This is a genomic window from Streptomyces sp. NPDC044044, from assembly GCF_056434405.1.
Genome location: NZ_JBWKFG010000001.1, coordinates 356580 through 370894 on the forward strand (window position 1 = coordinate 356580; position 14315 = coordinate 370894).

General features: G+C 70.5%; 12 protein-coding genes. 8 read left to right on the forward strand and 4 right to left on the reverse strand.

The genetic code is table 11. The annotated features are described in order from the left end of the window. The first annotated feature begins 336 nt into the window (after nt 1-336). The 6 genes from AC07AG_RS01695 (at nt 337) to AC07AG_RS01720 (ending at nt 8780) form a co-directional block, all read left to right on the forward strand. Nucleotides 337-1323, forward strand: coding sequence for a TauD/TfdA dioxygenase family protein (locus tag AC07AG_RS01695; RefSeq protein WP_478750768.1), 987 nt, complete (start codon nt 337-339; stop codon nt 1321-1323). Nucleotides 1324-1737: 414 nt separating this feature from the next. Next, nucleotides 1738-1965 (forward strand): type A2 lantipeptide, encoded by a 228-nt coding sequence (locus AC07AG_RS01700; RefSeq protein ID WP_249585724.1) that lies wholly within the window; start codon nt 1738-1740, stop codon nt 1963-1965. Nucleotides 1966-2077: 112 nt separating this feature from the next. Next, nucleotides 2078-2884 carry a biotin/lipoyl-containing protein gene (locus AC07AG_RS01705; RefSeq protein WP_478750770.1) on the forward strand — a complete coding sequence of 269 codons (807 nt, stop codon included), beginning with the start codon at nt 2078-2080 and terminating at the stop codon, nt 2882-2884. After that, nucleotides 2881-5166 (forward strand): NHLP family bacteriocin export ABC transporter peptidase/permease/ATPase subunit, encoded by a 2286-nt coding sequence (locus AC07AG_RS01710; protein ID WP_478750772.1) that lies wholly within the window; start codon nt 2881-2883, stop codon nt 5164-5166. The genes AC07AG_RS01705 and AC07AG_RS01710 overlap by 4 nt, the downstream gene beginning before the upstream one ends. A gap of 1 nt (nt 5167) precedes the next feature. Next, complete coding sequence (locus tag AC07AG_RS01715; RefSeq protein ID WP_478750774.1) at nt 5168-8026, forward strand: NHLP bacteriocin export ABC transporter permease/ATPase subunit; 2859 nt, start codon at nt 5168-5170, stop codon at nt 8024-8026. An 88-nt stretch (nt 8027-8114) separates the two neighbouring features. Next, on the forward strand, nt 8115-8780 hold the full coding sequence (locus AC07AG_RS01720; protein ID WP_478750776.1) for a class I SAM-dependent methyltransferase: 666 nt from the start codon (nt 8115-8117) through the stop codon (nt 8778-8780). Between the two features lie 83 nt (nt 8781-8863). Here the strand turns inward: AC07AG_RS01720 and AC07AG_RS01725 are convergent, their stop codons facing one another. The 3 genes from AC07AG_RS01725 to AC07AG_RS01735 form a co-directional block, all read right to left on the reverse strand. Continuing rightward, nucleotides 8864-10042 (reverse strand): serine hydrolase domain-containing protein, encoded by a 1179-nt coding sequence (locus AC07AG_RS01725; RefSeq protein ID WP_478750778.1) that lies wholly within the window; start codon nt 10040-10042, stop codon nt 8864-8866. Nucleotides 10043-10180: 138 nt separating this feature from the next. Next, nucleotides 10181-10696, reverse strand: a complete 516-nt coding sequence (locus tag AC07AG_RS01730) for a lytic polysaccharide monooxygenase auxiliary activity family 9 protein (protein ID WP_478750780.1) — start codon at nt 10694-10696, stop codon at nt 10181-10183. Nucleotides 10697-10878: 182 nt separating this feature from the next. Then, nucleotides 10879-11226 (reverse strand): DoxX family protein, encoded by a 348-nt coding sequence (locus AC07AG_RS01735; RefSeq protein ID WP_478750782.1) that lies wholly within the window; start codon nt 11224-11226, stop codon nt 10879-10881. Nucleotides 11227-11514: 288 nt separating this feature from the next. Between AC07AG_RS01735 and AC07AG_RS01740 the strand changes: the two genes are divergently transcribed. Further along, a complete protein-coding gene (locus AC07AG_RS01740; protein ID WP_478750784.1) occupies nt 11515-12438 on the forward strand; it encodes an NADP-dependent oxidoreductase in 924 nt (307 codons plus the stop codon). Between the two features lie 74 nt (nt 12439-12512). Continuing rightward, entirely contained in the window at nt 12513-13451 is a 939-nt protein-coding gene (locus tag AC07AG_RS01745) for an AraC family transcriptional regulator (RefSeq protein WP_478750786.1), read from the forward strand. 52 nt (nt 13452-13503) lie between these two features. Here the strand turns inward: AC07AG_RS01745 and AC07AG_RS01750 are convergent, their stop codons facing one another. After that, complete coding sequence (locus tag AC07AG_RS01750; protein ID WP_478750788.1) at nt 13504-14256, reverse strand: sulfite exporter TauE/SafE family protein; 753 nt, start codon at nt 14254-14256, stop codon at nt 13504-13506. Nucleotides 14257-14315: the final 59 nt, after the last annotated feature.

Consider the following 14315-nt stretch of genomic DNA (forward strand, 5'->3'; position numbering starts at 1 on the left):
GGCAGCCATGCTCCTGGACATGACCGCGATGACCCCTCTCGTCCCGCGGCTCCACGTAGACCTGGGCCGCCGCGTATCCGCGGCGTGTCGTCTGCGCGTGGCCTGACCGCCGCTTTTCGTCTACTGCCGCTGCCCCGGCTGCCCCGGCTGCCCCGCAGCCGTTCAGCCGCTCAGCTGTGCGTCCTCGCGCCCCTCGCGCCCCTCGCGTTTTCACGCCCCACCGCGGTCGGACAGCGATGCCGTCTGACCTGCGCTGATTTCGTTCCGCTCCGAGAGCATCTAACGCCCGCCCACCGAAGAGCACTAACGCCCGCCTCACCGAAGGGATTTCACCCCATGACGTCCGCACCCGTAGTGCAGACCCCCGCCCCCACCCCCACCCGCACGTCGTCCACCCTCACCGTCCAGAAAGTCGGCGGCCGCATCGGCGCGGTGATATCCGGAGTCCGCCTCGGCGGTGACCTGGACGAGGCGACCGTGGCCGCCGTACGCGCCGCGCTCCTGGAGCACAAGGTCGTCTTCTTCCGCGACCAACAGCACCTCGACGGAGAGAGTCACGAGGCCTTCGCCCGGCTGCTCGGCACGCCCGTCGCCCACCCCACCGTGCCCTCCGTGGACGGCCGTTACGCCCTCGGCATCGACAACGAACGCGGCGGCCGCGCCAACCAGTGGCACACCGACGTCACGTTCGTGCCCGCCTACCCGGCGTTCTCCATCCTGCGCGCCGAGGTCATCCCGCCGTACGGCGGCAACACTCTGTGGTCCAACACCGCCGCCGCGTACCGGGACCTGCCCGAGCCGCTGCGGACCCTCGCCGACAGCGTGCGCGGCGTGCACACCAACGACTACGACTACGCGGCCACCCGCCCCGGCGCCTCGTCCGCGGCGCTCGAACAGCACCGGAAGGTGTTCACCGCCGTCAAGTTCCAGACCGAGCACCCCGTGGTCCGCGTGCACCCGGAGACCGGTGAACGCACCCTGATCCTGGGCAACTTCCTGCAGAAGCTCAGCGGGTTCCGGGCCGCCGACTCCCGCGCCCTGATCGGCGTACTGCAGTCACACGTGGAGCGGCCGGAGAACACGGTCCGGTGGCAGTGGCGCGCGGGTGACGTCGCCATCTGGGACAACCGCGCGACGCAGCACTACGGAGTCGACGACTCCGACGACCACGAGCGCACCCTGCGCCGCGTCACCATCGACGGCGACGTGCCGGTCGGCGTCGACGGCCGCCGCTCGGTGCTGCTCGCCCCGGAGTCGGTGCCGGTGCCCGGCCACGGAATCGCCTCCGGTGCCTCCACCGACGGCGCGGTGGCGGAGGCCTGAGCCGCCGAAGTCCGTAGGGCGGTGTCCCCTTCGGCGATGATTCGGCACGCCTTCAATAAACCTGCACATCGAATACGCAGCCCAGTCACGCTATTCGGCGAACACTCCACGTGCGGCCCTTGTGTATTGACCACAGAACTCGCGCTTTGATGCGAGAGTGTCCGCTTTGGTGGAGGGAGTCCTTCCGCTCACGGGATTTCCTTCTGTGAATCTTGTGAAGGAGCTGCTCCCACGCGGTGAACATGCCTGCACGCAGCGGTGATTCGATGCCGTGGGCGCCGTCATCTGTCGCCTCGTCGATTGGATGTACGACGTGCGAACGTGCTTTGATCCTGGCCACCGCGGAATTCGCACATCAAGTTCCGCAGTGTTGGAAACACCTTTGCAACATTCATGAGAAGGGCAGCTCACACCATGAACTACACCCCCCAGGTCGAGACCCTCGAGATTTCCGACGCCGACCTCGACAACGTCTCCGGTGGCCTCGTCGCCGGTGTCGCGGGCAACGTCACGAGCACCGTTGACTCCATCGCCCCGGTCTCGGGCGTCGTCGGCGGCGTCGTCGGCACGGTCGAGGGTGTCACCGGTCTCAACACCGGCGCCGTCACGGGCCTGGCCTCGGGCCTGACCGCTGGTCTCTGAGCCTCCAGCTCACTGAGACGCCTTGATTCGTGAGCCCCGGAACCCTTGGTTCCGGGGCTCACGGACGCCACAGGCAAAGCTGACGCCACAGGCCAAGTAAGGGAAGCGTTCCGTGCAGTTCCGCCAACAGGCCCTGTCCAAACTGCAGTCGCCCGAGGAACTCGACCTGCCGGTGCGCTACGCCCGACCTCAGGGCCTGCTCGTGCTCGCCGTGACGGTCGTCGTCATGACCGCCGCGAGCGTCTGGGCCGTGACAGGATCGATCTCCTCCACGCTCAAGGCGCCCGGCATCCTCACCCACGGCCAGGGCAGTTACGTCCTGCAGAGCCCCGTCACCGGACAGGTGACCCGCGTCCTTGCCGAAGAGGGCAAACGGATCGCCGCGGGCGCTCCCGTGCTCAAGGTCCGTACGGACCAGGGCGACAAGGTCGTACGCTCCATCGCCGCCGGCCGCGTGACCACGCTGGTCGCCAGGATCGGCACCGTCGTCACCACCGGCGCCGACGTCGCGAACGTCGAGCGGGTCTCGGGCAGCAACGACCCCCTCCTCGCGATGATCTACGTACCCGCGGACAGCGCGGCCACCGTGCCCGTCGGCGCCTCGGTGGATCTCACGGTCCAGTCCGTGCCCGCACAGGAGTACGGCACGCTGCGAGGCCGCGTGAAGGCGATCGGACGGGCCGCACAGAGCGAACAGAAGATCGGCGGATTCCTCGGCGACAAGGAACTGGCCGGGCAGTTCACCAAGGACGGGCCGCCCGTGGGCGTCCTGGTGCAGCTCGAACGCTCCTCGTCCGCCAAGTCCGGCTACAAGTGGTCGTCCGACGGCGGCCCGCCCTTCGCGCTCGACTCCATGACCCTGGCCACCGGCGCCTTCCACCTCGCCGAGCAGCGCCCGATCGATTGGCTGCTTCCGTGACCGCACCGCACCCCTCCCCGGCGCACCAGCAGCAACTGCCGCCCCCCGGCGGCCGACGCAGGCACCGCCCCGAGCCTCCGCAGCGCGGCCGCCGCCGCGCAGCGCCGCGCCCCGCGTCGAAGGGCAAGCGGCAGAAGACCGTACGGACCCCCACCGTCCTGCAGATGGAAGCCGTGGAATGCGGCGCCGCCGCGCTCGCCATGGTCCTCGCCCACTACGGACGGCACGTTCCGCTGGAGGAGCTGCGCATCGCGTGCGGCGTCTCCCGCGACGGCTCGCGGGCCAGCAACCTCCTGAAAGCGGCGCGCAGTTACGGCCTCACGGCCAAGGGCATGCAGATGGAACCGGCCGCGCTCGCCGAGGTGAAGGCGCCCGCGATCCTCTTCTGGGAGTTCAACCACTACGTCGTCCACGACGGCATGGGGCGCCGCCTTGGCCGCCGCGGCGTGCACATCAACGACCCGGACAAGGGGCGGCGCTTCGTCCCCTCGGAGGGCTTCGACACCAGCTTCACCGGAGTCGTCCTGGTCCTGGAACCCGGCGAGAACTTCCGCACCGGAGGGCGCAGGCCCGGCGTCATGCGGGCCCTGCCCGCACGCCTTCGCGGCACCACGGGCACCATGCTCGCCGCGCTCTTCGCCAGTCTGCTGCTCGTCGCGGTCGGCGCGGCGCTGCCCGCGCTCAGCCGCACGTACATCGACCTGTTCCTGATCGGTGATCAGACCTCGCTGCTCGGCGCGCTGTTCGCGTCGATGGGCGCGATGGTCGCACTCACCGTGGTCCTGACCTGGCTGCAACAGGCGAACCTGCTGCGCGGGCGCATCATCTCCTCCACGCTCAGCAGCGCACGCTTCCTGCGCCATCTGCTGCGCCTGCCCGTCACGTTCTACGCCCAGCGCAGCCCCGCCGACCTCGTCCAGCGGCTCGCGTCGAACGACGCGGTCGCCGAGACCCTGGCCCGCGACCTCACGGCCGCGGGCGTCGACGGCATCGTCGTACTCCTCTACGCGGCTCTGCTGTGGACGTACGATCCCCAGCTCACCCTCGTCGGCGTCGGCATCGCCCTGCTGAACATCGTCGCGATGCGCATCGTCATCCGGCTGCGGGCCACCGGCACCCAGAAGCTGCGCGCCGACAGCGCCAAGCTCACCAACACCTCGTACACCGGCCTGCAGTTGATCGAGACCATGAAGGCCACCGGAGGCGAGAACGGCTACTTCCGGCGGTGGGCGGGCCAGCACGCCACCACCCTGGAGGAACAGCAGCGCCTCGGCGTGCCCAGCGCCTGGCTCGGCGTCGTCGCGCCGACCCTCGCGACGCTCAACAGCGCGCTGATCCTGTGGATCGGCGGCCTGCGCGCGGTCGAGGGGCATCTGTCGATCGGTCTGCTCGTCGCGTTCCAGGCGCTCGTGACCCGCTTCACCGCGCCGATCACCCGCCTCAACGGCGTCGCCGGGCGCATCCAGGACTTCGGCGCCGACGTCGCCCGCCTCAAGGACGTCGAGAACTTCCCCGTGGACACCCTCTACTCGCGCCCCGAACCGGCCGCGAGCACCCGCCGCCTCAAGGGGCACGTCACCCTCGACGACATCACCTTCGGCTACAGCCCCCTCGACAAGCCGCTCCTGACCGGCTTCTCGCTCTCGGTCGGCCCCGGCCAGCAGGTCGCACTCGTCGGCGGCTCGGGCAGCGGCAAGTCGACCGTCTCGCGGCTGATCTCGGGGCTCTACAGCCCCTGGGAGGGCACGATCCGCATCGACGGACAGCGCCTGGAGGACATCCCGCGCGGAGCGCTCGCCGCCTCCGTCTCCTTCGTCGACCAGGACGTCTTCCTCTTCGAGGGCACCATCCGCGACAACGTCGCGCTGTGGGACCCCTCCATCCCGGACGACGCCGTCGTCGCCGCCCTCAAGGACGCCTGTCTGTACGAGGTCGTGGCCCGCAGGCCCGGCGGAATCCACGGCCGCGTCGAGCAGGACGGCCGGAACTTCTCCGGCGGGCAGCGCCAGCGCCTGGAGATCGCGCGCGCCCTGGTCCGCCGTCCCAGCATCCTCGTCCTCGACGAGGTGACAAGCGCCCTGGACGCCGAGACCGAGCAGGTCATCATCGACAACCTGCGCCGCCGCGGCTGCGCCTGCGTCGTCATCGCGCACCGCCTGAGCACCGTGCGCGACAGCGACGAGATCGTCGTCCTCGACCACGGCCAGGTCGTGGAACGCGGACGCCACGAACACCTCGTCGCCGCCGGCGGAGCCTACGCCGACCTGGTCAAGGAGCACTGAGGTGACCTCGGTACCGGAGCAGTACACCCCGTACACCGATGATGCGGTGGCCGCGGCCTTCGGCGCGCTCGGCACACCGGCCGACTGCACGGGCCTGCGCAGCGTGCACCTCGAAGGTCCGCAGGTGCTTTGGCTCGTCGTGGCCGGCGCGCTCGACCTGTTCGCGGTCGACGCCGTGCAGCAGGGCCACTGGCACTTCCTCGGCCGTCTCGAACCGGGCACCCTGCTGCTCGGCCCCGTCGAAGGCCCGCAGCACACCCTCGTCGGCCGCCCCCTCCAGGGCTGCGAACTGCGCCGCATCCCGCTGCGCGAGCTGTACCGCCCCGACTACGGCGACACCTGGGCCTACGAGCAGCAGTACCCCAGTCAGTACGACACCCAGGACGCGTCCCTGAGCCTGCTGGAGCACGCCTTCGCGCTCGGCATCGGACGCAGCCACCGGGTCCTGTTCGAGGCGCCGCTCGACGGGCGCACCACGGGCGACGACGTGGTGACCGACGACGACATCCTCTGGATGCCGGTCGCGCCGGGCAGCGTGCAGTACGGCTCCGCCTACAGCGCGGAGGCCACGGGCGACCTGCTCGTCGACGCCGCCATGTGGCAGCGCATGGTCAACCAGCAGTACCGGCTCCTGTCGACGCTGGACCGCTGGATCGAACGCCTGGAGCGGGCCCACGAGGACCGTACGGCGGCAGGCATCAAGGCGGGCGAGACGGTCCGCGAGCAGGCCGACCGCACCCTGATCGCCTCGATCGGCCGCTCGGGCAGGGGCAGTTCACGCCGCAGTGAATCCCGGGGCGGTGACGACGCGACGTACGCGGCCTGCCGTCTTGTCGCCGAAGCGGCGGGCATCACCCTGTCCGGCGCCGCGGAGGGAGGTGCGGTCAGCGACCGCATCGACCCGGTGGAGCAGGTCGCGGTGGCCTCGCGGATCCGCACCCGTGCCGTCCGGCTCGACGGGCGCTGGTGGCGAGAGAACACAGGGCCGCTGGTGGGACACCGCGCGGCCAGCGGGCAGCCGGTCGCGCTGCTGTGGCGGCGCGGCGGCTATGAGTCGGTGCACCCCACCTCCGGGCGCCGCATGCGCATCGACAAGACCAACGCGGACGAATTCGAGCCGCAGGGGGTCATGTTCTACCGCCCGCTGCCGGAGCGGACGCTGACGCCCTGGCGGCTGTTCCGCTTCAGCCTGCGAGGCACCGGAGGCGACGTACGCAATCTGGCGATCGCCGGTCTGGTGACGGTCGCGATCGGGGCGCTCGTGCCGATCGCGACAGGCCAGGTCCTCGGTGTGTTCGTCCCGAACGGCGAGAAGAGCCTCATCGTCCAGGTGTCCCTGGCGGTGATGATCACGAGCATCGTCTCGGCGGCCTTCATGCTGCTGCAGAACCTCACCATCCTGCGGATGGAGGGCCGCATGGAGAGCGCCCTCCAACCAGCGGTCTGGGACCGCCTGTTGCGCCTGCCCACACGCTTCTTCGCCTCCCGCTCGACGGGTGAACTGGCGAGCGCGGCGATGGGCGTCAGCGCGATCCGCCGGGTGCTCTCGGGCATCGGCCCCGTCGCACTGCAGGCGGGCACGATCGGGGCGATGAACCTGGTCCTGCTGCTGCTCTACAGCGTCCCCCTGGCCCTGGCCGCGCTGGCGATGCTGCTCGTGATCGCGGCGGTGTTCCTGACCCTGGGCCTGTGGGAACTGCGCTGGCAGCGCCGCCTGATCGAGCTGAGCAACAAGCTCAACAACCAGGCCTTCCAGACGCTGCGCGGCCTGCCCAAGCTGCGCGTCGCGGGAGCGGAGAGCTTCGCGTACGCGGCGTGGGCGGGGGAGTTCGCACGAAGCCGCGAGCTCCAGCAGCGTGCGGGCCGCATCAAGAACGTGACGACGGTCCTCAACTCGGTCTACCTCCCGCTCTGCACGCTCATCATGTTCATCCTCCTCGCGGGCCCGGCCCGCGGCAGCCTCACGGCAGGGGAGTTCCTCACCTTCAGCACGGCGGTGACGATGCTGCTGACATCCGTCACGCAGCTCACCGGCGCACTGATCTCGGCGGCCGCGGTGCTGCCCATGTTCGAGCAGATCAAGCCGGTGCTCGACGAGGCGCCGGAGGTGCGCGGCGCGAGCACGCAGCCGGGTGAGCTGCAGGGCGAGATCGAGGCCCGCGGCCTGTCCTTCCGCTACGCGGACGACGGCCCCCTGGTCCTGGACGACGTGTCCCTGGCCATCCGCCCGGGGGAGTTCGTCGCGGTCGTCGGCCCCAGCGGCTGCGGCAAGTCGACGCTCCTTCGTCTCCTGATCGGCTTCGACAAGCCGGTCTCGGGCAACGTCCTGTACGACGGCCAGGACCTGTCGGCCCTGGACCAAGCAGCCGTCCGCCGCCAGTGCGGAGTGGTCCTGCAGAACGCGCAGCCGCTCACCGGCTCGATCCTGGACTGCATCTGCGGCGCCGAGACGTTCACGCAGGAGGAGGCGTGGGAGGCCGCGGCGATGGCGGGCCTCGCCGAGGACATCAAGCGCATGCCGATGGGCCTGCACACGATGATCTCCGGCGGCGGAGCGGTCTCCGGCGGCCAGCGCCAACGCCTGATGATCGCCCAGGCCCTGATCCGCCGCCCGCGCGTCCTGTTCTTAGACGAGGCGACGAGCGCCCTGGACAACGAGACGCAACGCACGGTCATCGACAGCACCCGCGCCCTGAACGCCACCCGCATCGTCATCGCCCACCGCCTCTCCACGGTGTTGGACGCGGACCGCGTCATCGTCATGTCGGAGGGCCAAGTCGTCCAACAGGGGCCGCCCGCACAGCTGTTGGCGGACACGGGCGGGCGGTTGCACGAACTGGTGCGCCGACAGCTGAGCTGAGCCGTCGGGTTGCACCGTCCTGGGACCGCCCCTCGCAGGGGCGTGGCAGCATGAGCGCCACCGCCGAAGCGAGGAGGAGCAACCAGCCATGTCCGAGCTCGACAGCCAAGTGGCCTATTGGGACGCCGCCGCGACGACGAAGACGTTCACCCACCCCGTGCACCGCCCCTGGCTCGACGGAGTCGCCCCGGATGCCGCCATCCTCGACTACGGCTGCGGATACGCCCGGACGATGCGGACGCTCGACGCGCAGGGGTTCACCCGTCTCTCGGGCGTCGACACCTCACCAAGGATGATCACCCGGGCCCGTCGGGAGCACCCGGCCATGCGCTTCGCCGTGCTGGACGACCCGCCGACCCTGGCCGAGGCGGACGCGAGCATCGACGTGGTCATCCTCTTCGCCGTGCTGACCTGCATCCCCGGTGACGAGGCGCAACACCGCCTGATCGCCGAACTGAACCGTGTCCTGAAGCCCGGTGGGCTGCTCTACCTGAGCGATCTTCTGTTGCAGGACGACGAACGCAACCTCAGCCGTTACGCGCGCTTCGCCGAACACCACGGCAGGTACGGCGTGTTCGAGACGAGCGACGGAGCGGTCTGCCGCCACCACGCCGACGACTGGTTCCCCGACCTGCTTGCCGGGTTCGACACGGTCGGCACCCGGCACATCACGGTCGCCACCATGAACGGACACGAGTCGACGGGCATCCAGATCCTCGCCCGGAAGCCGGGCGCCACGGTGCGCATGACATGACCGTGGCGTGCTCGGCCGTTCGGCCATGCTCTTGGACAGGCCTCCCGGGCCCGCCGGCTTCTCGCGGCATGGGCCAGGCTGCCTCAGGCCCCGGCCGCGTACCGCCAGAAGTCCCGCATCAGCTCGGGGAAGCTGGGTCCGCCCATCTGCAACTGGCTGTACATGACGGTGACCGCGCCGGTGGACGGTGTGATGTGTGCCGTCGTGCCCGTGCCGCCGACCCACCCATAGCGTCCCGGCACGCTCCACGGTTCGGCGGCCTCGACGTCCACCGCCCCGCCGAACCCCCAGCCCATCCCTTCGAGGAACAGGCCGGCGGACTCCCGCTCGGGCGTGGTGAGTTGATTGGTGGTCATCTGCCGCACCGCATCGGCAGTGAGCAGCCGTCGCCCGTCCGGCGCCGTCCCCTCGGCGAGCAGCATGCGCCCGAAGGCGAGCCAGTCGTCCACGGTTGCGACCAGACCGCCTGCGCCGGACGGGAACGCGGGGGGAGTGCTCCACTGTCCGTCGGCGGCGTCGAGCAGTTCGAGTCCGGTCTCGGGGTCGCGCTCGGGGCCGGCCTCGGCTCCGGCCGCGTAGTAGCTGGTGAACCGGTCGAGTTTCCCCGGCGGCACCGAGAAGGCGGTGTCGGCCATGCCGAGGGGCTCGAAGATCCGCTCCGCGAGGAAGTCGGGCAGCGGCACTCCCGTGACCCGCGAGATCAGCACGCCCTGAAGGTCCGAGCTGAGGTTGTACAGCCAGCCGTCGCCGGGCTGGTGAAGGAGCGGGATGTGGGACAGCGCGGCCATCCAGGCGTCCGGAGCAGGGACTGCCTGCGGCTGCGGGGGACCCTGCTTCAGTTCGCTGAAGAGCGGCGCGAGCGCGGGCAGTGAGAAGTCGGAGGGGAACCCGTATCCGGTACGGGAGGCGAGAAGGTGGAACACGGTGATGGGCCTGACCGCCGGGACCACGTCGTCCACCGGTGAGTCGGGAGCGCGGACGACGCTCGGCGCCGCCAGTTCGGGCAGCCACTCGCCGACGGGGTCGTCAAGCGCGATCCGGCCCTCGTCGACCAGCATCATGACGGCCGCGGCGGTGACGGGCTTGGTCAGCGACGCGATGCGGAAGATGGAGTCCCTGGCCATCGGGGCGGTGCCCTCGGCGTCGACGGACCCGACGGCCGCGACCTCCTGGACGCGGTCACCGCGGGCCACCAGGCCCACCGCTCCCGCCACCGAGCCGTTGTTGACGTGTGTCTCCAGAGTTCTGCGCAGATCGGCCATGCGACCACCATCTCAGCCGGACCTGGACTTGAGCGTCATGGCACGCAAAAGCCCGGCCTGCCGGACCGTCGGCGCGATGGCGCCGCGGCCCGGCAGGCCGGGTGGGGTGGTGTGGGGGAGCCGCCCCGGTGCGGGGGATCAGCCCGCGATGTTCACATCGATGCAGGCGTAGAAGGCGTTGGCGGTGTCGGCGATGTTCCACACCGCGAGCACCTTCTGCTTGCCGCTGAGGCCACCGAAGTCGACCTTGTGCGTGACGGTCTCGCCCGGCTGGGCGCCTCCGTCGTCAACTTCGGCGATCTTGTTGCCGCCGACGAAGTACTGCCAGGTACTGGTGCTGTGACGGGCCGTCAGCTTCCAGCTGAACTCCTGTGACGAGCCGACATCGGTGACCTTCCAGCCCTTGCTGTCGTCGTCCAGATCGGAGAACCGGGCGTTGCCTCCGCTGCACGTCGTCTGCCCCTTGGGGCCTTCGACGCTCTGCGGTTCGTTGGTGATCTCGCCGCAGGACACGGTCCCGGCCGCGCACTGTGCCTGACGGCTCGGGGGTGAGGAGACATAGCCGTGCGCGCTGGCCGGGGTGACGGAGGCCAGGACGAGCATGGGGGCGATTCCCGCACCCAGGGCGGCTGCCAGCTTCTGCTTCTTGTTCATCTCTGTTCCCTCTGTATGGGGGGAGGAGGGGCGAGAGACAACCGGGCGCCTCGGTCGACTCATTGGCCTAGACCATACGCCTTGTCGTGGCTCAGTCAACCCTTCAAGTAATGCGCGTGGTGCGGAAGTTGCGATTGGGGCGGTCTCCGTGGTGCGGAAGGTGGGGAGGGTACGGCTGAGGGCTAGGCGGCGAAACCCAGGGCCAGGGCGCCGACCACCGGCGCCGCGTACAGCAGCGGGAACGGGATGTGCGCGTACCAGCGGGCCCGGATCACGGTGACGACGGCGCCGGCGAAGTACAGCGCGAGGCCGATACCGGCCGCGACGCCGACGGCCGGCACGAGCAGTCCGACCAGCAGGCCCGCCGCCCCCGCGGCCTTCGCCGCGCCGAGCCAGGGCAGCCACGAGAGGGGGACGCCGTAGTCGGCCATGGGCTCCACGACCCACTTGGCGCGGAGGAAGACGGAGGCGGCCGAGAAACCCACCATGACGGCGGCCAGGACGGTGACGACAACGTAGGCGGTGGACATCAGAAATGCTCCCATCGGGCGGATGCCTGGACGGACCTGCTCCGGCCGGGCGTCTTGAGTGCGTCACTGCTCTGACGGACCGCGGCGCGGGAATGTGACCGGCGAACGGAACTCGTGGTGTGACCTGGGACACGCATGACCGAGGGTGTCGCGCAACAAGACGATGAGACATGTAGACGAGACAGAAGGCTATTCTGCGGCTCATTCGATCTCCCTAGGGTTGAGGACATCAGGCGAAGCGGCCCGTCCCGGCAGCCGAGCAGGACACGTAACCCAGGGAGAATTACCGTGCGCGCAGTGATCCAGAAGTCCTTCGGCGGCCCCGAGGTCCTCGAAGTCGTGGAGACCGAACGACCGAAGCCGCTGGTCGGCGAAGTACTCGTCAAGGTCCGTGCCAGCGCCGTCAACCCGGCGGACGTGGCCGTCAGGTCCGGCGCCTTTCCGCTGCTCGGCGAGCCGCCGTTCGGCGTGGGCTGGGACATCTCCGGGGTGGTCGAAGAGGCGGGCCCCGGCGCCACGTTCGCGGTGGGCGACGAGGTGTACGGGATGCCGCTCTTCCCCCGCGCCGCCACCGCGTACGCCGAGTACGTCATCGCGCCGTCCCGCCAGCTGGCCCGCAAGCCCGCCTCGCTCGACCACGTGCACGCCGCCGCCGTCCCCCTCGCGGCGCTCACCGCCTGGCAGGGCCTGGTGCGGGCGGCGGACATCAAGGAGGGCGACCGGGTGCTGATCCAGCGGGCGGCCGGCGGCGTCGGCCACTTCGCCGTCCAGATCGCGAAGGCACGCGGCGCCCACGTGATCGCGATTGCCAGCGCGGGCCGACACGATTTCCTGCGCGGCCTCGGCGCCGACGAGGTCATCGACTACCGCACCACCGACTTCACGGAGGCCGTCAAGGACGTGGACGTGTTCCTCGACTCCACCGCCCAGGGCGATCTCTCGCTCGGCGTGGTGCGCCCCGGCGGCGTACTCATCAGCATCCTGGAGCACGGCGACCGGGAGCTCGCCGAGCGCGTCGAGGCCGCCGGGCGGCGCTTCGCCGGTGTCCTGGTGGAGCCGGACGCCGAGGGGCTTCAGACGATCGCCGAGCTGATCGACGCGGGCCAGATCCGTCCGCACGTCGAGGAGACGTTCCCGCTGGCGGATGCGGGCAAGGCACACGAGCTGGTCGCCACGGGACACGTACAGGGCAAGATTGTCCTGACGGTCTGAACAGGCCGACCGCGCTGGGCGGCGCACGGCACCAGGAGCCGGGCGGCGCACGGAACCAGGAAGGGCGAGGCCGGATGGACATCCTCACCGAGGCGCTGGCCTCCATGCGCACCGGGCACCCGGCGTCCGTACGGACCAACGGCCGCGCCCCCTGGGGCCTGCACCTGCCACCCGTCGCGGGCGCAGGCTTCCACGTGGTCCTTTACGGGACCTGCTGGCTGGTCCCGCTGCCCGACGCCCTGCCGCACCTGAAGCCGATCCCGCTCAACCCCGGCGACGTGATCTTCCTGCGCGGCGGGCGGGGCCATGTCCTCGCCGACCATCCCTCCACCCCGGCCGAGGAACTCAAGGCCGAGGAGTTCCACGAGAGTTCACCGATCGGCTCGATCACGCTCGGCGGCGAGGGCGCCGAGACCAGCCTGCTGTGCGGCAGCTACCACCTGGATCAGGGGCGGCCGCACCCTCTGGTGCGCCAGCTGCCCGAGGTGATCCACCTGCCGACGCGGCACGGGCGCCATCCGGAGCTGAGCGCCGCCGTCCAACTCCTCGGCTCCGAACTGGAGAACCCGCGCATCGGCTCGGACGGCATCGTGCCCGCCCTGATCGACTCGCTGCTCCTCTACATCCTGCGGGCCTGGCTGGACGATCAGCCGTCGGCCGCCGCGCAGGGCTGGGCGGCGGCCCTCGGCGACGCGGCGGTCGCGCCCGCCCTGAAGGCCATGCACGACGACCCCGCGGCCTCGTGGACGGTCGAGTCCCTGGCGGAGCGGGCCGGACTCTCCCGTGCCGCGTTCGCCCGGCGGTTCGCCACGCTGGTCGGCGAACCGCCGATGGCCTATCTGACCCGCTGGCGCATGACGACCGCCGCCCGCATGCTGCGCGAGTCCGACGCCCCGTTGACGACGGTCGCCGCCCGCACCGGATACGGCTCGGAGTTCGCCTTCGCCAAGGCCTTCAAGCGGGAGTACGGCCTGGCGCCGGGCGGCTACCGGCGTCAGAGCAGGGCGGCCTAGCCGGGGACCGGCGTGAAGGCGGTCACGGAACCGCCGAACGGCCTCGGCACGCTCACACGGCCACCGCGATGGCCGCCGTCACGCCGACGGCGACAATGACCCCGCGCAGCACGGCGGGTGACAGACGGCGGCCCACCCGCGCGCCGATCAGACCGCCCACGGTGGAGCCGAGAGCGATCACACCGGCCGCCTTCCAGTCGACGGTCGTCACCGCGATGAAGATGACCGCTGCGACGCCGTTCACGAGTGCCGCGAGAACGTTCTTGACGGCGTTCAGACGCTGCAGGTCATCCCGGAGGAACGACCCGAACAGGCCCATGAGCAGCACCCCTTGGGCAGCGCCGAAGTAGCCGCCGTAGACGCCGGTGGCCAGCACACCGGTCCACAGGGGGATGCCGCCGTCCTCCCGGCCACGGCTGTCGCGCCGCGCGAGCCACTTCTGGATGCGGGGCTGCAACAGCACAAGGGCGCAGGCGAGCAGGATCAGCACCGGTACCGCGGCGCGGAACGCGTCGGCGGACAGCTTCAGGAGCAGCACCGCTCCCGCCACGCCGCCCAGGAGCGATGCGATGCCGAGCCTGAGGAGGCGGGGCAACTGGCCTTTGAGCTCGGCGCGATATCCGTACACCGCGCTGATGACGCCCGGGACGAGGCCGATGGTGTTGGAGACGTTGGCCAGCACGGGCGGGTATCCGAAGGCGAGCAGCGTGGGAAAGGTGATCAGGGTGCCGGAGCCGACCACCGCGTTGATGCCGCCTGCCGCGACGGCCGCGGCCCCGATGGCCACCGCCTCGAGTGCGTCCATGGATGGCCCTTCCTGGGGCGGTCGGCGTACCGGAGTGCGGGCAGCCCGGGACGGAAGAG